Source organism: Wenzhouxiangella sp. 15190 (genome assembly GCF_003417465.1).
Taxonomy (GTDB): domain Bacteria; phylum Pseudomonadota; class Gammaproteobacteria; order Xanthomonadales; family Wenzhouxiangellaceae; genus Wenzhouxiangella.
This window is the reverse complement of sequence record NZ_QVMV01000039.1, coordinates 18,289-38,170: the sequence shown is the minus strand read 5'-3', so window position 1 is coordinate 38,170 and position 19,882 is coordinate 18,289. Positions and strand designations below refer to the sequence as shown.

Below are 19,882 nucleotides of genomic sequence, written 5' to 3'. Positions count from 1 at the left end.
TTCTGCCCGAAATCTGGGATGAATATCACGCAATCTCCCGACTCTCGGAAACCACCTCGGACCAGGCCGACCGGAGTCTCTGCGGTGATGTCTTTTCCGCCGTCCCGAGCTTTTGGGCGAATTGCTGGACGCGATATTCCTCGACCAGCCAGCGATAGCGATCGAGTGCCGGGGTGTACCAGCCACCCTCGGCCAGGTGGTCGAAATAGCGCTGCCACCACGGCTGGACCTCGTCCATGCGCTGCTTGTCGCGCCGGGGGTCGAGTTCCAGCGCTTCCAGCCGCAGGCGAAGCGCCTCGAGATAGCGCGGGTAATGCGCCAGCCTGTCGGCTTCGATGTCGTCGAGAAAACCGGCATACATCAGATCGTCCAATTGACTGCGCATGTCATCGAATGCGGACGGTACCGCCGCTTCCAGGCTATCGATCCACATCGACAATTCATGCCATTTTCGAAGACATTCGTCTACAGTTTCGGCCAGTTCGCCATATTTTCCCAGCAATTCCCGACGAACGGTGCTCACCAACCGATTGAAGGCATTCACGTTCCGGATCGTCCAGGCGTCGTCTTGAAAGCGTCTCAGCACCAGGTTGCGCAGCGCTTCGGTGAGCGAGCCGACATCCTCCATGCGTGTCCAGGCCAGCTGGGCCTCACGCGACAGGCCGTGATTCTTCTTGAGGTACTTCCACTTGTCGCGTAGCGCTTCCCGCAGAAGTACCAGCAGGCCTTCCCGGTGGGCAACCCGGGCGTCTTCCTCGGTGTCGAAAAGCCGAATGCCGACACGATTTTCCTGGTCCACCAGTGCCGGCCATGCGCGGTGGCCGCCGCGGGTCGTGATCACCTCGGGCAGGTCGGGAAACTCCTCCGGACCCAATCCGTCGCGCTGCCACTGTCCGGCCTGGCGGTCCATGAACTCGCGCCGGGCCTGGTCACTGAAGCGTTCGATCAGTTCGTCGATATCCCTGCTCTGGCCCAGGATTTTCCCGCCCTCGCCCTGCACGCGCACCAGGATATTCAGATGTCGCGGCAGCTTCTCGAGCTTGAAGTCGCCCGCTTCCACGGTCATCCCCGACATGCGTGTGAGCGCCTCGGCCAGCCGGTCGAGCAGCGCGCCCTCCGGTCGCCCCAGGGATTCGATGGCCGCGCGCGCATAATCGGCCGCCGGCACCAGGGAACGACGCTTGGCCTTGGGCAGGCTCGCAATCAACGCCGTGACCTTCTCCTCGAGCAACCCGGGCACCAGCCACTGCAGCCGGCCGGGATCGAGCCGGTTGAGCAGGTGCAGCGGACAATCCAGCGTGACGCCGTCTCGCTCGGAGGCCGGATCGAAATGGTAGTGCAGGCGAAAGCGCTCCGGCCCCATGGCCAGCGACTCGGGGAAAGCCTCCTGGCCGGCCAGCGGCGCCTCGTCTCTCAGCAGCGTGGCGCGGTCGTAGAGCAAATGTTCTCGCTCGTCCTCGTCGAGTTTCTCGTACCAGCGGGCGAAGGCCTTGGTGGTGTAGATGTCGGCCGGCAGGCGTTCGGCGAAGAAAGCCTCCAGCTCGGCTTCGGCGACCAGCACATCGCGGCGGCGGCGCTTGTGCTCATGCTCGGCCAGTTCCCGTTTGAGTGCGGCGTTGCGCTTGAGAAACTCGGCCTTTGCATGTATCTCGCCACGAACCAGGGCGTGGCGAATGAAGATCGAGCGGGCGGTGTCCGGGTCGTGCGGTCCGTAGTGAATCCGGCGCTTTTCGACCAGCACAAGCCCGTGCAGGCTGAGCTGCTCGTAACCCATCACCCGCCCGGAGCGCTTGTCCCAGTGCGGGTCGAATACCCGGCGCTTGAGCAGGTGCGCGCCTTGCTGTTCCAGCCATTCGGGCTTCACGGGCGCGACCATGCGCGCATAGGGCCGCGCCGTCTCGACCAGCTCGGCGGCCATGATCCAGCCGGGATTGCTTTTGGCCAGCACCGAGCCGGGGAAAATCCGGAACTTGTGACCGCGTGCGCCTTGGTATTCACCGCTCTCCTGGTGCTGGCCGACCATGCCCAGAAGGCCGGCCAGCAGGCTGCGATGAATGGCTTCCGGTTCGGCCGCGCCGAGCTTGCTCACGCGCCAGCGCTCGTCACGGGCGATCTGCTTTAGCTGGCCGTGGAGCTGCCCCCACTCGTGAAGGCGCTGGGGCGCGAGGAAATGCCCGCGGGCCAGCTTGTCGGCCTGGCTGCGGGAGTTTTCGGCGCGCACATCCTGCCACCACCGCCACACTTCGAGCAGGGTCAGAAAATCCGAACCCTGGACCATGAACTGCTGGTGCGCCTGGTCGGCCGCCTGCTGCTGGTCCAGCGGGCGATCACGAACGTCCGGGATCGACAGGCCGGCCACCAGCACGAGCATTTCGGCCAGGGCGCCGCGTTCGGCCGCCTCGACCAGCATGCGGGCGTGGCGGACATCGACCGGCAGGCGCGCCAGCTGGCGCCCGAGCTTCGTCAGCCGACGTTCTTCGTCGATCGCACCGAGCTCGAACAGACTCTGGCGCGCTTCGCCGATCAGCCGCTTCGGCGGCGCGTCGACGAAGGGAAAATCTTCGGGGTCACCCAGTCCGAGGGCCAGCATCTCCAGCACCACGCCGACCAGCCCCGCGCGCTGAATCTCCGGCTCGGTAAAATCCGGGCGCGAGAGAAAATCGGTCTCGTCGAAAAGCCGGATACAGGTACCCGGACCGACGCGGCCGCAGCGCCCGGCGCGCTGGTTGCAGGAAGCCTGGGAAACCGGCTCCACAGGCAGGCGCAGCACCTTGGAGTGCGCGGCGTAGCGCGAAATCCGCGCCAGCCCCGAATCGATCACGAAGCGGATGCCCGGGACGGTCAGGGAGGTCTCGGCCACGTTGGTGGCCAGCACGATACGCCGGCCCGTACCGGTCTTGAAGATCCGGTCCTGGCTGGCCGCGGGCAATCGGGCGTAGAGCGGCAGCACCTCGGTGTGAGACAGGTTGGCGCGCTTGAGCGCCCTCGAGACCTGAAAGATTTCTCTTTCGCCGGGCAGAAAAACCAGGATGTCGCCGCGCGAGTCGATGCGGCTGACGGTGTCGACCGCGCGCCGGACCTGCTGCGGCAGGTCCTCGCTCTCCTTCGGTTCCTGGTACTGGATATCGACCGGATAGCCGCGGCCCTCGACGGTGATCACGGGGGCGTCGTCGAAGTGCTCGGCGAAACGCTCGGTATCGATGGTCGCCGAGGTGATGATGATCTTCAGATCCGGCCGGCGGCGGGTCAGGCGCTTGAGGTAACCGAGCAGGAAGTCGATGTTGAGGCTGCGCTCGTGCGCCTCGTCGATGATCAGGGTGTCGTAGGCATCGAGCAGGCGGTCGTGGTGGACCTCGGCCAGCAGGATGCCGTCGGTCATGAACTTGATATAACTCTCGTCCGAAACCCGGTCGGTGAAGCGCACCTGGAAACCGACTGCCTTTCCGAGTTCGGTGCCCAATTCCTCCGCCACGCGGCGCGCCACCGAGCGCGCGGCAATCCTTCTCGGTTGCGTGCAGCCGATGAGCCCGCGCTCGCCGCGACCGGCATCGAGGCACAGCTTTGGCAGCTGGGTCGACTTGCCCGACCCCGTCTCGCCGGCGACGATCACCACCTGGTTGTCGCGGATCGCCTCGACGATGCTTTCGGCATGCGCGCTGATCGGCAGATCCGGCGGCTCGCCGGTGTCGGGCCGGTTCTCGGCCCGCAACTGGCGCCGCGCCCGCGAGTCATCCAGCCACTGCCGGTATTCGTCGAACAGGCGCTGACGCTTCTCGGCCGGACCGCGAAAGCGGGCCAGCTGCTTGTGACGCCGCTTCAGCCCGGCAATGTCGCGCTGCATCACCTCGGCGGGTTCGAAAGTCGGGATTTTGCTCATGGGAATCTATTGTCGCTTGTCGCGGCGTGGGCGTGGGTTGGAGTAGGGAACGGGTGGTACCGGGAAATGCCGGCCCTGATGCGGTGTGCGACGATCGTGGCCGGCATTGCGATGGGGGCTTTCTGGTGCCGGTACGATTCGGCCCTGGCCGAACGAATCATGCTTGCCTTCGAGCCAACGCATGCATCGCAGCAAGAGCGGATGACATTGACCAAGAATTCCGCACCGCCTCAGAACCGGCATTTCCCGGCACCACCCGTTCTGAAAGGGGTTGGAGATCCTCCTACCTTTCAGGCGTGGGGTGGAGGTGGCTATGGCCAAGCACAGGGCGCGGAAGTCGGCGCCCAGTTGTCCGCACTTTGCGCTGTCCATGCGCTTGGGAGAATATCCGGGCATTGAGTTGCTCGAACACAATTCGATCAGCAGCCAAAAGCCGATCCACTGAAAACGGCCACCCAAGCCGTTCGCCCAGTGATTGGCCATAGCCACCTCCACCCCACGCCCTCACCCCCAACACGATGCTAGGCTATCGATTCGGTTCAGCAACCCATCACACCATTCGATGAATTTCACAAGCGACAATGAAGCACCGGCCCATCCGGCCATGATCGAGGCGATCTCGCGGGCCAACGAGGGCTTTGCCACCGCCTATTCCAACGACAGCTACAGCAAGCAGCTCGATCAACGCTTTTCGGAACTGTTCGACACCGACTGCCGCGTCCTGCCGATCGCCACCGGCACGGCGGCCAACTGTGTGGCCATCGCCGAACTGAGTCCGCCCTGGGGCGCGGTGCTGTGTCATGAACTCGCCCACATCCACAACGACGAAAACGGCGCGCCGGAATTCTTCTCCGGCGGCGCGAAGCTGCTGCCACTGGCCGGCGACAACGGCAAGCTCGATGCCGATACGGTGGCGGCCACCATAGACAGCGCGGGCGCGCACGGCGTTCACAACGTCAAGCCCTCGGTCGTGTCGATCACCCAGGCGTCCGAGTGCGGCACCAGCTATCGGCCCGAAGAAATCAGGGCCATCGCCGACGTCACGCACGAGCGGGGGCTGCACCTGCACATGGACGGTGCGCGCTTCGCCAACGCTGTGCATCACCTTGGATGCCATCCCGCCGAGACGACCTGGAAAGCCGGCGTGGATGTGCTCTCCTTCGGCGCGACCAAGAACGGGGCGCTTACGGCGGAGGCGATCGTCGTGTTCGGCCATCCCGAGTGGCTGGAAGGCATGGAGCGGCGACGCAAGCGCGCCGGCCACCTCTTTTCCAAGATGCGCTACGTCTCGGCCCAGCTGCTGGCCATGCTCGACGAGGACCTGTGGCTGGAACTCGGCGGAATCGCCAACGCGCGTGCTGCAGAATTGGCCAGGGGCATCGAAACCATCCCGGGCGCCTCGCTCTACTGGCCGGTGGAGTCCAACGAAGTCTTCATGAAAGCCGCGCCCGAAAAGCTGGCCGCACTCAAGGAAAAAGGATTCCAGTTCCACATCTGGCCGGGCCATGACGACCTGGCCAGACTGGTGTGTTCCTGGGCGACGTCAAAGGAAGACGTCTCTTCGTTTCTCGAGGCCCTGGATTCGTAGAATAGAACGGCTCGTCCTGATGGGTTTCGTTTCGGATTTGGTGCTTCGGATTTAGAATTTGCCTCAACCAACGTGTTTTCCACCGGTCCAGCCACCCGACTTGAGCACTTGTTCGCCGAGCGCCCTGGGCCTTTCTTCGAGATCAGTAGCCATCGAATCGTTCCAGCGGTTGAGGAACCCGTACAGGCACACCGCCGCCAATAGCTCGACGATCTGGTCGTCGCTCCAGTATTGCTTGAGTCGATTCATCAGTTCTTCGTCGACGCCGTTGGGCACCGAGCCGGCGGCCAGGGCGAAATCCAGCGCCGCACGCTCGGCTTCCGAGTAGTGCTCGCTCGTCTGGTATTCCCACAGCGCCTCGAGCTTTTCGTCGGACAGGCCACTGATGCCGGCGGCCACGAGTGAATGCGCCTCACAATACTGGCAGCCGGCCGCACGGCTGGCGAAATGCGCCAGCAGACGCTTGAAGGCCGGATCCACGCTGCCCTCGGGATCCATCACCGCGGCGGTCAACTCGCCGAAGGCGTGCACGATCTTCGGCCGCCGCTGCATGGTGAGCAAGCTGTTGGGCACGAAGCCCAGGATTTCCTCGAAATGCCGGAAGGTATCGCCCAACTCCGGGGTATGATCTGCCGGCAATGGATCAATATGTGCCATAAGAAATACTGTCCTTTCTAATGAAAGCAAGCAACTATAAACCCCAACCCAACCCCAGTAGTACCTATCACTTAACACTTCACACTTAACACTTCACACTTCAAGCCCCATGCCCCACGACCAGCCCGTTATTTCCGTCACCAGCCGCGACGGTCATCGTTTCGAACTGATCCATGTTGGCGCCGAGCAGCCTCGCCACACGCTGCTGTTCCTGCCCGGCATGGGACTGAGTGCGCGCCTGTTCATCCGTTTCGCCCATTCATTGGCAGAACGCGGCATCGAGGTCTTCATCCATGAATGGCGCGGCAATGGTTCATCGAGCCTGCGCGCAAGCCGGCAATCGAACTGGGGCTATCGCGAACTGATCGATGATATCGGCGCCGCCCGCCGGGCGATCTCTGACCATGCACCGGAAGGCCACCTTCTCGGCGGCCACAGCCTGGGTGCTCAGTTCGCCTGCCTGAGCGCCGCCACCGAACCACAAGGCTGCCGGGGACTGGTGATCGTCGCCGGCGGCTCACCCTATTGGCGTGTTTTTCCCTGGCCGATGAAAGCGGTGATGATGGCCACGATGTTCGCCTTTCCCTTCCTGGGCAGTCTATTCGGCTACTACCCTGGCAAGCGCATCGGCTTTGCCGGCAACGAAGCGCGCGACGTGATGGCCGACTGGGCACGCAGCGCGCGCTCGGGGCAATACCGCCCTGCAGGGATGGACATGGACCTGGAAGCCGCTCTCCAGGCGCTGGAGCTACCGGTACTGGCGCTGGACATGGCCGACGACTGGTTCGTGCCACCCGGGTCGCTGGAGTGGCTTGTCGGAAAGCTGACCGGGTGCGATGTCTCGAAGCGAGTGATCGAGGCCAAGGGCGATGCACAAAAGGCGGATCATTACGCGTGGATGAAGCAGCCGGATCGGACGGCGGAGGCAATTGGGGAATGGTTGAATGCTACAGGCGGCTGAAGCCCTAGCCGACGTTTAAAGCACCAAATTCGAAGCCCCAAATCCCAAACAAATTCGAAATTCCAATGTTCGAATGACGTAAACGGAGATCAATCGCCATCTTCCAGCATTGCGGCAACAAGCCGTGCGTACGCTCGCTCCTTGAACGAAGCCGGGTCAGCCAAACCCAACCGTTCGAGCTCCTCGGCATGCTTTCCGGGCCGACCACGCAGCAGTGCTTGTAACAGGCCCAATTTGTCCGACGATAGCCGCTTCAATCGCTCAAGGGCGGGAATCAACCGCTGCTCGACTTCCGTAAAGTCGCTGCCGAAGGGATATTCGGGGAACATCGACCGATAGTCGGCGAAGGCCTGCTCAAGAGACTCCGGCGTATTGCGCCGGGCCGCCGCCGGCACCGTCCAGTCGGCATCCAGTTTGCCCGCCTTCTTCGCCTGTTCGACCAATTCGTCCTGGAAACGGGCGTCCATGATGTCAACCATCGCCTTGATGCATTCCTCGTCGGTCCGGCCTCGCAGTTCGGCCACGCCGTACTCGGTAACCACCAGGTCGCGGAGATGGCGCGGGATCGTGGTGTGCGGATACTCCCAGACGATGTTGGACGACGTGCCGCCGCTGCTGTCCGTGCGCGTCGAACGGAGCATCAGCACCGAGCGCCCGTCGTCCATGGCATGCGCCATGGCCACAAAGTTGTACTGACCGCCCACGCCGGAGACCACCTGGTGGTCGGACAGCCCGTCGGACACGGCCGCGCCGGTGGCCGTGACCATCATGCATGTGTTGATGAAGCAGGCATGCCGACGCTGTGCGACTTCCAGCGCTTCCTGCCCGCCGTAGAGCTGGTTGATCCGCCCTACGCCATGCATCCTGAACCGTGGCCGCTCGCTTTCATCGAGTTCACGTAAAAAACGGTAAAACTCACCGCTGCCCAGGAAAAACCCGCCATCCATGAGAGCGCCCGTGCCCGCCTGTTCGACGGATTCGCCGGCGTTGACCCGCTGCTGGGTTTGGAGATCATCGAATACTTCGCGCTTGAGAATCCCGGCCCGATAGAGATGCATGAAACCGTCCATGAACATCTCGCTGGCGCCGTAGAGCCCTTTCTCGAAGCCGCCGAGATGCTCGAAACTGGCTGAAGGGGCATCGAGCCGGCCGATCAGTTCCCGGTATGTGCGATTGTCGTCCTGGCGATGCAGCATGGCATTGACCAGGGCATCGCTGAGCGAACCGATGCCGATCTGCAGCGTCCCCCCGTCGGCCTGCAGCCGGGAAGCATGGACGCCCACGGCATGATCCTGTAGCGAGACCGAGGCGCGCGGCACGGGGAACAACGGCTGCCGCGGATCCTCGTCGAGGATCTCGTCGAAGAAATCGGCTTCGACCACGGCGTCCCCATGCATGAAAGGCAGGTCCGGATGCACCTGGGCCACCGCCATCCACGGCCAGTCGGCTTCCTCACGCAGACGTTTCGTGACGTCCAGGGTTACGTCGGGATTGCACGACAGGCTGTAACGCCCCTGTTCGGGTCCGGCGACGAGTTGCAGTAACAGGTTGATGCCGCGGTCGACCAGGTCACGGGCCACGTGCGTGTAATTCGAAGAGATGTAGTGGCGCTGCATGAGCGACACGCCCAGTGCCGCTCCCGACTGAAAGTAGAATTCGGTGATCCGGATGTTGTCCGGCACGGACCCGACATGCTGGTCCCGAACATAATCCAGCCGCGGATAATCGGCGCCGAAAAGGCGCTCGACAGCCGGATCCATCAGGCGCTTGGCAAGCCAGTGCGAGGATTCCGGCAGGTCCAGCGACAGTGCCGTGACGATCTCGAGCTGCAGCCCCCGGTCCTCGCAGGCGCGTCGGTAGAGCGCATTGACAAGCCGGTTCGGCTTGCCGAGTCCCAGCGGCAGTCCAACCACCAGCCGTCGCCCGACGCGCTCGAGGATACGGTCGATCAGGTCTTCATACGCTGCCGGAGTGCTCTGATTCACGCGGTTTCATCCCGTTTTCGTTGTCGATGGAATGCAGGTAGTGGGAAACTACACGGGTACACTATCCTCGCACACAGACCACCAAACAACCGTTTCCACGCCCCCGGCGCATACTTACCCACTCATGCACTACTATCCGCTACTGAAAAACATCCACATTATCCTTGCGCTGACCAGCGGCATCGGCTTCGCGCTGCGCGGATTCATCCGGCTTGTGCTGCAGCAACCCCTGAAGCACAAGGTCTGGAAAATTGCGCCCCATATCGTCGACACGCTGCTGCTGGCCTCGGGCGTCACGCTGTGGATCATCGTGGGCTGGCCCATTTTCTCCTGGCTGGGCGTCAAGCTCCTGCTCGTGATCGCCTACATCGTGCTGGGAATTCTCGCATTCAGGACAGAACGCCAGGCCCGCGCCACTTCGCTCTACCTGCTGGCCCTGGTCGTCTTCCTGTGCATCGCTGCATTGGCCCTGCACAAGCCGCTCTGAACCCGGTCCAGGTCGAGACGGAAGCATAAAAAAGCCCCGGCAGAGCCGGGGCAGCCAACAACGCATGAGTCGTCAACGGGAAGGGAATATTGACGACTCAAACGCCCGCTGAACAAACAACGCAGCTTCGGGTCTCCGAATCAGGGCGTTGCGACAAAACCGCGATCGTCCAGACCTTGGCGCGGCGAATCAGCAAACTCGCCGTTCGAACCGGGCAGGAATGCAACGAGGAACTCCTCGGCCTGGCTCCCCTTGATCCGGTGAACCACGACATGGGCGCCACTACGATCGACGACCACTTCAGCAATACCCCAGGCACTAGTCGGATAGGCACAGCCCGTACTTTCACCGGCCGAGCCGCTGCCCGAGCCCGCTACGTCTAGCCATCCGCCGCTGTCGCAGGCTTCGCCGGCCGAGCCGCTGCCGGAGCCGGCGACCAGCACCTGGGCGTCACAGCCTTCGCCGGCGCTGCCGCTACCCGAGCCCGCGACCATGAGACCGGTGCCCGAATCACAGCTTTCCCCCGCGCTACCGCTGCCAGAGCCGGCCACTTCCTTCGAGGAGCCACTGCCGGAGCCGGCTACCTCCTTCGAGGAACCGCTACCGGAGCCGGCTACTTCCTTCGAGGAGCCGCTTCCGGAACCAGCCACTTCCTTCGAGGAACCGCTGCCGGAACCGGCAACCATCGGCTGAAACACGGCATCGGATCCAACCGGACCCACGGCCGAGTAAAGGGCCAGTTGGTAATAGCCCGATTGGTCGGGCATCTCAGCCCGCCCCACCAGGATGCCGTCATCGGAATGCACGGACACGAGCACCTGATCGTTGCCGGTCGAGACCAGCACCTGCGGTTCTGTAGCCAGGCCCTGGGTGGCGAACAATATGCACGCGACCAGGGACAGGATCTGCCAGCGCCTGATTCCGGTACCCGACTTTTCAATGCCGGTACCGCTCTTCTCGATACCCGTACCGCTCTTTTCAATGCCGGTGCCGCTCTTGCCGATACCGGTGCCAGACTTCTCTACCGTGCTAAACATAGTGCCCTCCTCGAGCTTTAAACTCAGAATTTATAAAGTGGGAGATTGATCTACATCAGGCTGGCTGTTGTGCACCCTTGGTGCTGTCCTCCTCCCAGTAGTACCAGCCAATTCCTACGGAACATTCGGTCGCTTCCGACGGCTTCTTTTCCTCGGATTCGAGGTATTCCTCCAACTCCACGATGTGGCGCTCGAGAATGGTCCGAACCTCGGTCTGAATGATGTCGAGGCGATCTCTCGGTATGCGAAAGGACCATCTATCCTGTTGCAGCCAGGTCGATTGGCCGGCCGGGACGCGGCTGGTGTTGTGCACAACAGCTCGCCCCAAGCGGTTGATTGCCAAGCTGCCAGCCTCGATGGCCGTCTTCTCGGAATCCTTGACGGGCTTGTAGAACGGATCGATGAGCCGCACCCGCGTTTCGTTGTCGGTCAACTCGACATTGCCGCTCTCGAGCAGTCGATCGAGCGCTGTCTGGGGCGTGACCGCGCGCCCCGCCGCCCGACTGACGAGGCGCTGAAATGTTCCCTGTGGTCCATGGATCAACAGTTCGGCCGGCGACCCATCTGAATCAAGAAAGGCCTCGTCGATGTTCCACATTTCGAGAATGTGGGCCTCTGAGCAAACGTCCGAAGGCACATACTCGCGATCGGCGTTGTCTTCAAAGGCCTTGATCGCACGTCCATCCATGCCGCAAAGAAGAGCCAACGCGGAACGGGTCACCTTGCGATCGGGATTTTGCTTCTCTAGATACTCCCTGGCCTCTTCCACATAAACCTCGCGGACGAGATTGACCAGTGCTGCACAGGAAACGCGCCCGATCGCAAAACGAACGATGGGTCGCACCATGCGCGTCATGGCATCAACCAGCCATCCGATATCCTGGCTGTTTTGCTCTTGAGCAAGTGCTCCAGACATCTCAGATCTCCAGCAATTGAGGTTTGTGAAAATGGAAGCCCTGGGCATACTCGACACCGAGCCTGCGCAGTGCATCCACGTGGTCGGACGTTTCGACACCCTCTGCAATCACGCCCGCACCGAGCCCCCGCCCAAGCGTCTTGATGCTTTCCACGATGGCACGCTGGTTGCGGTCGACATGCACGGCGCTCGTGACACTGGTATCGATCTTGAGCAGGTCGACGATCCCGGCGGCGCACAGGTCGAAACAGTTGACCCGACTCCCGAAATCATCGAGCGCGATCAGCAATCCTGCCCGTCGCAGACGCTGGGCATTTTTCACCAGGGAATTCTTGTCCCGGCTACGGCCGTATTCGATCAGTTCCAGGCAAATGGAATGCCCGCCCAGAGCGGCCTTGTTCTGAAAGTCGAGCGCGGTCTCCACGAACAGGCTGTTGGTCAGCGACTCCGGGTGCGTATTGATGCTGATCCGTGTCGGCTTCTCCTGTTCGAGCAACCAGTCGCCAACCCGGCCCAGTACCTCCAGATCGGTACTGACTACCGGCCGTTCGAGATAGAGACGATCGATGAAATCACCCGGTGACCTCGCGCAATGGCGGCCGTGAGGTCGAATCAACGCCTCGTACCAGCGATAGGCACTGCCGAATCGATCCCGCGATGGATCAAGCGCGCGAATCTCGTGGACGGCGAATGTGCAGAAGTCGGCCGTTGCCTGAAGCGGCGGCGTGCGCGCAAGCTGAACGTCCATGAGAAATTCCCTCTTTTCCGGCAATTGCCAATTTTGGCTATTGACAATATCGGCATTTGCCATAAATTGCAACCCTTGCCAAAAACAGCCCGTGGGTGCTTGTGAGCCATCACCGCCATCCGCTACTGTTATGTGCATGCACACGACCCCGGTACTTGCCACCCGCAGGCCGGGAGTGGGGATTCAAGTCGATTTTTCAGGGAGATAGCGATGTCCTGCATTCGCCTGGCCGCGCTTTGCCTGGCCATGTCCGCAATGGCAGGTTGCCAGCAGCCCGATCCGGGCGCCGATCAATCGGAAAAGGTCTACCGGCATGCCATCGACGGGGCACCGAGCAGCCTGGACCCGGCACATGCCGACAATGTCTATGCCGCCACCCTGGTCAAAAACCTGTTCGATACCCTTTATCGCTACAAGTATCTGGAACGACCCTACGAACTCACGCCCAATCTGGCCGAAGGGTTTCCCGAAGTCTCGGAAGATGGACTGGTCTACCGAATTCGCCTGCGCGACGACGCACGATTTGCGGACGACCCGGCCTTCCCTGACGCTCGGGGACGGCCCGTGACTGCACAGGACGTGGTCTATTCCATGAAGCGCCACTTCATGGACGAGACACGCTCGCGGGGCGCCTGGCTTTGGCGTGATCGCATCGCGGGGCTGGAAGACGGCGTGGAAATCACCGACCCCGAGCAGCCGGTTTCCGGCTTGCAGGCCGTCGACGAACGCACAATTCGCATCGAGCTGACCGAAGCCTTTCCCCAGTTCACGCATACACTGGCCATGGCGCTGTCCGCCATCGTGCCGCGTGAAGCGGTCGAGCATTACGGACAGGAATTTGGCGTGCGACCGGTCGGCTCCGGCCCTTTCGTACTCGAACGCTTCGACCAATCGCTGGCCGTGCTGGAACCGAACCCGCACTTCGACCGCGGCACCATTCAACTCGACGAAGAGGGCTACGACGCCGACCGGCATGCCGGTTACGGACTGGCCGCAATAAACGGAAAACCCTATCCCCTGCTCGACCGCCTGGAAATCCATTTCATTACCGAACCGACGGCGCGCTGGAGCAGCTTTGAATCAAGTCGCGGCGTGGACGTCGTCATGGTGCCGCCGGAAATGGCCGACCGGGTGCTCGAAACCCGCCAGCCGCTGTCGTTGCAGCCATCCATTCGCGAGCGCTATCACAGCCTTACCGGCCTGGAAGCCGGTTTCGTGTTCCACGGGTTCAACATGGCCAATCCGGCGATCGGCTACAACGACGATCCCCAACGTGAACGGCGCAACCGCGAGCTGCGCTGCGCCATGCGCGATGCCTTCGACTGGTCGGCGAAGAACAAGGCCTTCTATCACGGCCTGGGAAGGGTCTTCGCCGGGGTCATTCCACCGTTACTCGACAGTCACGATCCGCAAGTTGCCGAGAATTCCATCGCGCATCGCCCCGAACGCGCGAAGGAGCGGCTCCAGGCGGCCGTCTGGCAGGGAGAATCACTTCCGCGGCTGACCTACGGCCTGGAGGCGAGCGTCCAGCAACGGCAGATGTTCGAGCAGTTCCGCGCCTGGATGCAGGCCGTCGGCTTTCCGCCCGGTCACTTCCAGCCCCGACCATTCGCCAGCTTTGGTGAATACGCTCGTGCCATCGGCCAGCGCGAACTGGATATTTTTCTGCTGGGCTGGACCCTGGCCTACCCGGATGCCCAGTACGCCCTGCAACTGTTCTACGGCCCCAATGCCGCGCCCGGCGCCAACAGCATGAATTACGCCAACCCCGAGTTCGATCGGCTGTACGAGCGGGCGGCCAGCATGCGCGCCGGGCCCGATCGCACCCGGCTCTATCGCCGACTCAACCGCATGGTGATCGACGACTGCGTCATCATCGGCTCACTGGCACGAACACGCCTGCACCTGTGGAAACGACACGTGCGCATGCTGCCGGACCGGGAGATGGTCGGCGGTTTCTTCCTGCGTTTTGTCGACGTTTCCGACGATCGTCCATGAAGGCGGGCGAACGTTCGAGTCGTTTCCTTGCCAGGCGGCTTTTCAGCGCCGTGCCGCTTTTGCTCGGGGTCACCCTCATCAGCTTCACGCTGACCGTCCACTTCGGCCCCGATCCGGCCTGGGAGCAACTCGGGCGCAACCCCACGCCCGAACAGATCCAACAGGTGCGCCACACCATGGGCCAGGATCGCCCCTTCCCCCTGCGCTACGCCGGCTACCTGGTGAACCTCGCCCGGCTTGACCTGGGCCATAGCTACGCCAGCGGTGAACCGGTACTCGACATCCTGCTGCGCACCGTCCCGGTGTCGCTGCTGTTGGTGGCCCCGGGATTCCTGCTTGGCATCGTGCTGGCCCTGGTGCTGGCCCTGGCAGCAGCGTGGCGCCCGCATGGCCACCTGGATCGATTTTGCGATCTCGCCTCGGCCACCGGCATGAGCCTGTCGCTGGTCATCATCGTCATCGCCCTCCAGGCCGTCTTCGGCGTCTGGCTCGACTGGTTTCCCGTTCGCGGCTGGCGCCTGGACGGCCCGGTCGACTACCTCGAGCATGCGGCCGTGCCGACAATGGCACTCATCGCCGCGAACATGGGCTACAACCTGCGCTTCTTTCGCGCGGTATTTCGTGACGTCCTTGCCGATCCGCCGGTGCGCACGGCGCGCGCTTACGGTTTCCGGGCGCGTCGCATCGCGACCGGCTATGTCCTGAGGGCAGCCGCGCCGCCGATCCTGACACGCGTCATGGTCGCGATCCCGCTGATCGTCATCTCCGGCAGCCTGATCATCGAGTCGCATTTCGGCATCCCCGGCGTCGGCCTGGTCACCTGGAACGCCGTCATGTCGGGCGACCAGCCCGTACTGATGGCCGTCGTCAGCTTCTCGTCGATCCTGTTCGTGCTGGCATTGACCGCCACGGACCTGCTTACCGGCCTGCTCGATCCGAGGTCACGCAGCGCATGACGCTTCCCAAGCCTGAACAGCCGTGGCGGCCCGCACCGGAGACCCTGTCGCTGGCGATCGTACTCACCTACCTGGTGGCCGCCGCCGGCGTCTGGTCGGGCCTGTGGGGCACTGAATGGGCCGCCATCAGCGGCGAGCTTCACCAGCCGCCGTCGGCACAGCACTGGCTGGGCACGAACCGGCTGGGCCAGGACGTGCTGCAACGCCTGCTGGCCGGCGCCGCCACCGCTTTCGAGGTGGGCGTCGTCGTCGCCGTTTCGACGGTCGTCATCGGGGCGTCGATCGGCGGGGTGGCCGGATTTTTCGCCCATGGGCTGATCGACGGCGTGGCGACCTGGCTGATCGGCACGATCGATGCCGTCCCGTTCTACCTGTTCGTTGCCGCCGTTGCCGTCGCCCTGCGGGACTGGCCCGGCGCCATGCACCTGGCAATGATACTGAGCTTCTGGACGCTGACGGCCCGCCTGGTGCGTACGGAAACGATGCGCCTGAGGCACCGGGAATTCATCCTGGCCGCCCGCGCAGGCGGGCTGAACACGTTCCGGATCCTGTTGCGCCATATCATGCCCAATCTGGCACCGCTGCTCCTGGTTCAGTCCTCGCTGGTATTCGTGGCCGCGGTCAAGGCGGAAGTGGTCCTGAGCTTTCTCGGCATCGGCCTGCAGGACTCGATCAGCTGGGGCATCATGATCGCCGAGGCCTCGCAGGAAATACTCGCCGGCCACTACGGCAATTTCCTGGCGGCTTCCCTGGCACTGTTCGGACTCGTCCTGTCCATCAATCGATTGACCGACCGGCTGCAGGAAAGGATCGACCCGAGAACGCACGCATCAGCACATCGAAAGCTGCCCTGATACCGAAATCGATTTCGCGAAGGACTTATCATGAAAGATCACTTACGGATTCGGGAGCGGCTTTTGAATCGGACGGCGTTGCGGATCTTGACTCTCTTCCTGTCAGCCACAGTGCTTGCCGCATGCAGCGGCAACCTCCGCGAAATCACCAATCAGCCGCCGCAGGTGTCCCTCGATGGTCTCGAAAGAACATCCGACGGCATCATCGTCGCACTCGGCCTGCGCAACGTGAACGACGAGCCGCTCCGACTCGACGGCGCCTCGGTCACGGTCAAGCTCGACGATGAACCCCTCGCCGCCGGCGAGCAACAAGCACCCCTGGTCATTTCCTCGCGTGGACGCGAGGTTCTGCGTATTCCCATGCCCGCCCGGCCGGCCAGCCTGCAGCAGCTCGACGCCCTGGCAGCGGGCGATGTGGTGCGTCTGCCCTGGAGTCTGGAAGCCCGACTGACGTTGAGCGGATTCGGCAGCCGCAAGACGAACGCGGAAGGCTGGCTCCACCGCGTACCCGGCCAGCCGAATCACTTCCGCTGATCGAGAAAGCGGTGCGGACGCTCCTTTTTTCCCTGCTTGTGGCAAGCCTGTTGTCGGCCTGCGGCCGTGAACCGCAACTCACCCACCATCGACTCGCGGCCTTCGGCACGGAAGTCACCATCACCCTGCACGCGAAGAACGACACTCCCGAGGCCATAGCCGCAATCGACCGGGAGTTCCAGCGGATGCACCGACAATGGCATGCCTGGGAGCCGGGCAGGCTCGCCGACATCAACCAGGCCATCGCCGAAGACCGCGAGATCACACTCTCGGCCGAGACCATCGAAATCATCCGGCACGCACGAGAACTCGAAGCCGCAAGCGGCGGGCTGTTCAACCCCGCCATCGGCCGACTCCTGTCGCAGTGGGGCTTCCACGCCAGTGATCTGCCCGACGGGCCGCCACCACCTGAAGCACGCGTTGCCAAAATGGTCGAGCAAGCCCCTTCGATGAGCGACCTCGAACTCGGCGATGAAACAGTCTCGAGCAGCAATCCGGCGGTCCAACTCGACTTCGGGGCCTATATCAAGGGCGTGGCGGTTGCCAGGGCACTCGATATTCTGGTCGGAGCCGGGGTCGAACACGCCATCGTCAATGCCGGCGGCGACCTGGGCGTGATCGGCCGACGCGGCAGTCGACCCTGGCGGGCTGCCGTACAGCACCCGGACGGTGAAGGCGGTCATTACCTGGCCGGATTGAACGTCGAGGACGGCGAGTTCGTCTTCACCTCGGGCAACTACAGGCGCTACCGCCAGGGCGAGGGCATTCGCCACGGGCATATCGTTGATCCGCGCAACGGTTACCCAGCCGATCAGGTTAGCTCAGTGACGGTCATCGCCAGCGAGGGCGGAAGGGCCGACGCGGCTGCGACGGCATTGGCCGTCGCGGGAGCGGAAGAATGGGGGCGGGTCGCCCGGGATCTCAGCGTCGAACGCGTCATGCGCGTCGACGCCGACGGAACCATCCACGTCACAGCCGCAATGGCCGACCGGCTTCACTGGCGGGAGCAACCCGGCAGTGTGCGGGTCACATCACTGCCGGAGTCCCGCTGAGGCGCCGAATCGTTCGAGCAGGTCCTGCAGCGTCATGGGACGACCGAAGAGATAGCCCTGCAACAACTGGCAGCCCAGCCCGGTCAGGCGATCGGCCTGCTCGGCGGTTTCCACACCCTCGGCCACCACCTGCAGATGCAGGGCCTGTGCCATTTTCACCATGGCTTCGACCAGGGCGAGTTGCTCGGGGCTTTCGTTCATGCCCTGGACGAAGACGCGATCAATCTTGATCTGACTGACGGGAAACTTCCTGAGGTAGGTGATCGAGGAGTAGCCCTGACCGAAGTCATCGATGGCCAGGCTCACGCCTTCGGCATTGAGGCGACGTAACAGCCGATGCTGCCGGATCTGGTCCGGCATGAGCACCGACTCGGTGATTTCGAAGGTGAGACGCTCGCGGGCCACCCCGGTCTTGTCGATCACCTCCAGCCAGCGCATGACCGTCTGCCGGTCATTGAACTCTCTCGCCGAACGATTGAGCGCCAGACGGATATCCAGGCCCACACGCTGCATCGAGACGAGATCCCTGCAGGCCCTGCGCAACACGAAATTCCCCAGGTCGCGAATCACGCCGGTTCGCTCAGCCACGGGAATGAAGTCGCCCGGCCCGACCAGACCTCGCTGCGGATGCTGCCATCGCACCAATGCCTCGACACAGACCAGGCGCCGGCTGGCGGCTTCCACGATGGGCTGGTAATAAACCTGAAACTGGTCTTGAGCCAGTCCCTGCTTGATTTGATTATGCAGCCTCAGGTGCGACTCGGCCTGTTGCCGAAGCGAATCGTTGAAGAAGTGACTGGTGCCCCGCCCGGCCGACTTGGCGGCATACATGGCCAGGTCGGCGTGCTTGAGCAGATTGCCGGCGGAGTGACCGTCCTCGGGATAAACGGCGATACCGATGGAACCGTCGATGGTGACATCGTGCCCCTGGATGGACAACACCGGGTGGAGCACATGCAGCAGCTTCCCGGCCACGATTTCGGCATCCACCGGATCGGACAGATCGTGCAGCAACACGACAAACTCGTCGCCGCCGAATCGGCCAACCAGATCATGACCACGCAAGGTCGCTCGAATGCGCTCACTGACAAGTTGCAGAAGTTCGTCGCCAGCTTCATGCCCAAGCGAATCATTGATCTCCTTGAAATGATCGAGATCGATGAAGAGCAAAGCGAATCGACCCTGTTCCCGCCTCGCCCGGGAAATCGCCTCACTGAGCTGGTGCATGAAGTACTGGCGATTGGGCAACTCGGTCAGGCTGTCGAATCGTGCCTGGTGGCTGATGGTCGACAATGCGCCCTTTAGCCGGCTTCGGCTGGCGAGCAGACCGAAAATCAACAGCCCCAATGCCGCATTCAGGGCTGAACCGAGCAACCACTGCCAGCGATACGAAAACAGGGGAGATTCCCAGTCTCCCTCGGCCGGCACTGCTGCCAACACCCAGCGACCGACCGGCAATTCAACCGGAACCGTCACCGGTTCCTCGAGCCACAAGGCCGGGTCCCCTAGAATGACTTCCCCTGCCAGGCCTTCACCATCCCGGCCACGCAATCCGATCTGCCAATCGCTTGAAGTCGTTAGCCCGGCGTCTTTGAACAACCGCTCGTGATCGATGACGACCGAAATGACGCCCCAGAACGCTCCGTCATCGCGCCGGTAGACCGGAACCCGCCCGATCAGGGCGCGACCGCCCTGCACCAGGTCCACCGGGCCGTTGATGACGATCTCACCAGCCTCGATGGCAGCCCGGATCGATTGATACTGCTCGGGATTGGTTCGGTAGTCGAACCCCAGGGCGGCTTCGTTGCCTTCCCGCGGGTAGACATAGCGCACCACGAGATCGGGCGCGGCGGCAATGTGGCGGGTATGGAGTTCCGCGGTCAGCAGCTCCGAAACCAGCCGCTCGAAACGCCGGGTTTCCAGATCCGGATTGAGCGCGATTTCGGCTCGCAGCGTTCGTACGCTGATGAGATTAGCACCGAGCCTGCCTTCGAGCCGTGCCCTGCTGGCCGCCAACTCCTGCAGGGCGAGAAAACGCTGCAATTCGGCGTCGCGCTGCTGCTCACCGTGTATGGTGCGAGCCAGCAACAGCTGTCCACCCAAAAACACCGCCAGTGCGACAAGCAAGCTTAGGCCGGCACGCACGAAGGTCTTCCAGAAAAGTGGACAATCGCGGTTTTCATAAGGCCTGGATCCCCTTTTGTTGTTATTAATCCCTCGTTGCTGACCAGA

Annotated in this window: 15 protein-coding genes; 8 read left to right on the top strand and 7 right to left on the bottom strand. The window is 62.8% G+C overall.

Annotated features, from left to right (window positions below):
• Positions 1-25 precede the first annotated feature (25 nt).
• The gene (gene hrpA / locus DZK26_RS10370; RefSeq protein ID WP_116897473.1) at positions 26-3,877 is read right to left on the bottom strand and encodes an ATP-dependent RNA helicase HrpA; all 3,852 of its coding nucleotides are present in this window, start codon (positions 3,875-3,877) and stop codon (positions 26-28) included.
• 562 nt (positions 3,878-4,439) lie between these two features.
• Between hrpA and DZK26_RS10365 the strand changes: the two genes are divergently transcribed.
• Entirely contained in the window at positions 4,440-5,465 is a 1,026-nt protein-coding gene (locus DZK26_RS10365) for a low specificity L-threonine aldolase (protein ID WP_116897474.1), read from the top strand.
• Positions 5,466-5,528: 63 nt separating this feature from the next.
• Here DZK26_RS10365 and DZK26_RS10360 read toward each other — a convergent pair whose 3' ends face one another.
• Positions 5,529-6,122: a carboxymuconolactone decarboxylase family protein gene (locus DZK26_RS10360; RefSeq protein WP_116897475.1), complete on the bottom strand. Its 594-nt coding sequence runs from the start codon at positions 6,120-6,122 to the stop codon at positions 5,529-5,531.
• Positions 6,123-6,231: 109 nt separating this feature from the next.
• On the opposite strand from DZK26_RS10360, the gene DZK26_RS10355 reads away from it, so the two are divergent.
• Positions 6,232-7,083, top strand: a complete 852-nt coding sequence (locus DZK26_RS10355; protein WP_116897476.1) for an alpha/beta fold hydrolase — start codon at positions 6,232-6,234, stop codon at positions 7,081-7,083.
• Positions 7,084-7,172: 89 nt separating this feature from the next.
• Here DZK26_RS10355 and DZK26_RS10350 read toward each other — a convergent pair whose 3' ends face one another.
• The gene (locus tag DZK26_RS10350) at positions 7,173-9,068 is read right to left on the bottom strand and encodes an acetyl-CoA hydrolase/transferase C-terminal domain-containing protein (protein WP_116897477.1); all 1,896 of its coding nucleotides are present in this window, start codon (positions 9,066-9,068) and stop codon (positions 7,173-7,175) included.
• Between the two features lie 124 nt (positions 9,069-9,192).
• Here DZK26_RS10350 and DZK26_RS10345 point away from each other — a divergent pair, with 124 nt between their 5' ends.
• Positions 9,193-9,555, top strand: a complete 363-nt coding sequence (locus DZK26_RS10345; protein ID WP_181918295.1) for a SirB2 family protein — start codon at positions 9,193-9,195, stop codon at positions 9,553-9,555.
• 140 nt (positions 9,556-9,695) lie between these two features.
• On the opposite strand, the gene DZK26_RS10340 is transcribed toward DZK26_RS10345, so the two are convergent.
• Genes DZK26_RS10340 through DZK26_RS10330 form a run of 3 tightly spaced genes read right to left on the bottom strand, consistent with a single transcriptional unit; the run spans position 9,696 to position 12,256 of the window.
• Positions 9,696-10,592 (bottom strand): hypothetical protein, encoded by an 897-nt coding sequence (locus tag DZK26_RS10340; protein ID WP_116897479.1) that lies wholly within the window; start codon positions 10,590-10,592, stop codon positions 9,696-9,698.
• 55 nt (positions 10,593-10,647) lie between these two features.
• Complete coding sequence (locus DZK26_RS10335) at positions 10,648-11,508, bottom strand: DUF6502 family protein (protein ID WP_116897480.1); 861 nt, start codon at positions 11,506-11,508, stop codon at positions 10,648-10,650.
• A 1-nt stretch (position 11,509) separates the two neighbouring features.
• On the bottom strand, positions 11,510-12,256 hold the full coding sequence (locus DZK26_RS10330) for an EAL domain-containing protein (protein WP_181918296.1): 747 nt from the start codon (positions 12,254-12,256) through the stop codon (positions 11,510-11,512).
• Between the two features lie 210 nt (positions 12,257-12,466).
• Here DZK26_RS10330 and DZK26_RS10325 point away from each other — a divergent pair, with 210 nt between their 5' ends.
• The 5 genes from DZK26_RS10325 (at position 12,467) to DZK26_RS10305 (ending at position 17,650) form a co-directional block, all read left to right on the top strand.
• The gene (locus tag DZK26_RS10325; RefSeq protein WP_116897482.1) at positions 12,467-14,254 is read left to right on the top strand and encodes an ABC transporter substrate-binding protein; all 1,788 of its coding nucleotides are present in this window, start codon (positions 12,467-12,469) and stop codon (positions 14,252-14,254) included.
• Positions 14,251-15,210: an ABC transporter permease gene (locus DZK26_RS10320; RefSeq protein ID WP_116897483.1), complete on the top strand. Its 960-nt coding sequence runs from the start codon at positions 14,251-14,253 to the stop codon at positions 15,208-15,210. The genes DZK26_RS10325 and DZK26_RS10320 overlap by 4 nt, the downstream gene beginning before the upstream one ends.
• On the top strand, positions 15,207-16,064 hold the full coding sequence (locus DZK26_RS10315; RefSeq protein ID WP_116897484.1) for an ABC transporter permease: 858 nt from the start codon (positions 15,207-15,209) through the stop codon (positions 16,062-16,064). The genes DZK26_RS10320 and DZK26_RS10315 overlap by 4 nt, the downstream gene beginning before the upstream one ends.
• 87 nt (positions 16,065-16,151) lie before the next feature.
• The gene (locus tag DZK26_RS10310) at positions 16,152-16,598 is read left to right on the top strand and encodes an LEA type 2 family protein (RefSeq protein ID WP_181918297.1); all 447 of its coding nucleotides are present in this window, start codon (positions 16,152-16,154) and stop codon (positions 16,596-16,598) included.
• A gap of 11 nt (positions 16,599-16,609) precedes the next feature.
• Positions 16,610-17,650 carry an FAD:protein FMN transferase gene (locus DZK26_RS10305; protein WP_181918298.1) on the top strand — a complete coding sequence of 347 codons (1,041 nt, stop codon included), beginning with the start codon at positions 16,610-16,612 and terminating at the stop codon, positions 17,648-17,650.
• Here the strand turns inward: DZK26_RS10305 and DZK26_RS10300 are convergent.
• Complete coding sequence (locus DZK26_RS10300; protein WP_116897487.1) at positions 17,630-19,795, bottom strand: bifunctional diguanylate cyclase/phosphodiesterase; 2,166 nt, start codon at positions 19,793-19,795, stop codon at positions 17,630-17,632. The two genes, DZK26_RS10305 and DZK26_RS10300, sit on opposite strands and share 21 nt — an antisense overlap.
• Between the last annotated feature and the right edge of the window lie 87 nt (positions 19,796-19,882).

Excerpts from the sequence above, each read along its gene's own strand:
- DZK26_RS10360 (WP_116897475.1), bottom strand. The coding sequence starts at position 6,122 with ATGGCACATATTGATCCATTGCCGGCAGATCATACCCCGGAGTTGGGC.
- DZK26_RS10330 (WP_181918296.1), bottom strand. The coding sequence starts at position 12,256 with ATGGACGTTCAGCTTGCGCGCACGCCGCCGCTTCAGGCAACGGCCGAC.
- DZK26_RS10340 (WP_116897479.1), bottom strand. The coding sequence starts at position 10,592 with ATGTTTAGCACGGTAGAGAAGTCTGGCACCGGTATCGGCAAGAGCGGC.
- DZK26_RS10335 (WP_116897480.1), bottom strand. The coding sequence starts at position 11,508 with ATGTCTGGAGCACTTGCTCAAGAGCAAAACAGCCAGGATATCGGATGG.
- DZK26_RS10355 (WP_116897476.1), top strand. The coding sequence starts at position 6,232 with ATGCCCCACGACCAGCCCGTTATTTCCGTCACCAGCCGCGACGGTCAT.
- DZK26_RS10345 (WP_181918295.1), top strand. The coding sequence starts at position 9,193 with ATGCACTACTATCCGCTACTGAAAAACATCCACATTATCCTTGCGCTG.
- DZK26_RS10315 (WP_116897484.1), top strand. The coding sequence starts at position 15,207 with ATGACGCTTCCCAAGCCTGAACAGCCGTGGCGGCCCGCACCGGAGACC.
- DZK26_RS10365 (WP_116897474.1), top strand. The coding sequence starts at position 4,440 with ATGAATTTCACAAGCGACAATGAAGCACCGGCCCATCCGGCCATGATC.
- DZK26_RS10320 (WP_116897483.1), top strand. The coding sequence starts at position 14,251 with ATGAAGGCGGGCGAACGTTCGAGTCGTTTCCTTGCCAGGCGGCTTTTC.
- DZK26_RS10325 (WP_116897482.1), top strand. The coding sequence starts at position 12,467 with ATGTCCTGCATTCGCCTGGCCGCGCTTTGCCTGGCCATGTCCGCAATG.
- hrpA (WP_116897473.1), bottom strand. The coding sequence starts at position 3,877 with ATGAGCAAAATCCCGACTTTCGAACCCGCCGAGGTGATGCAGCGCGAC.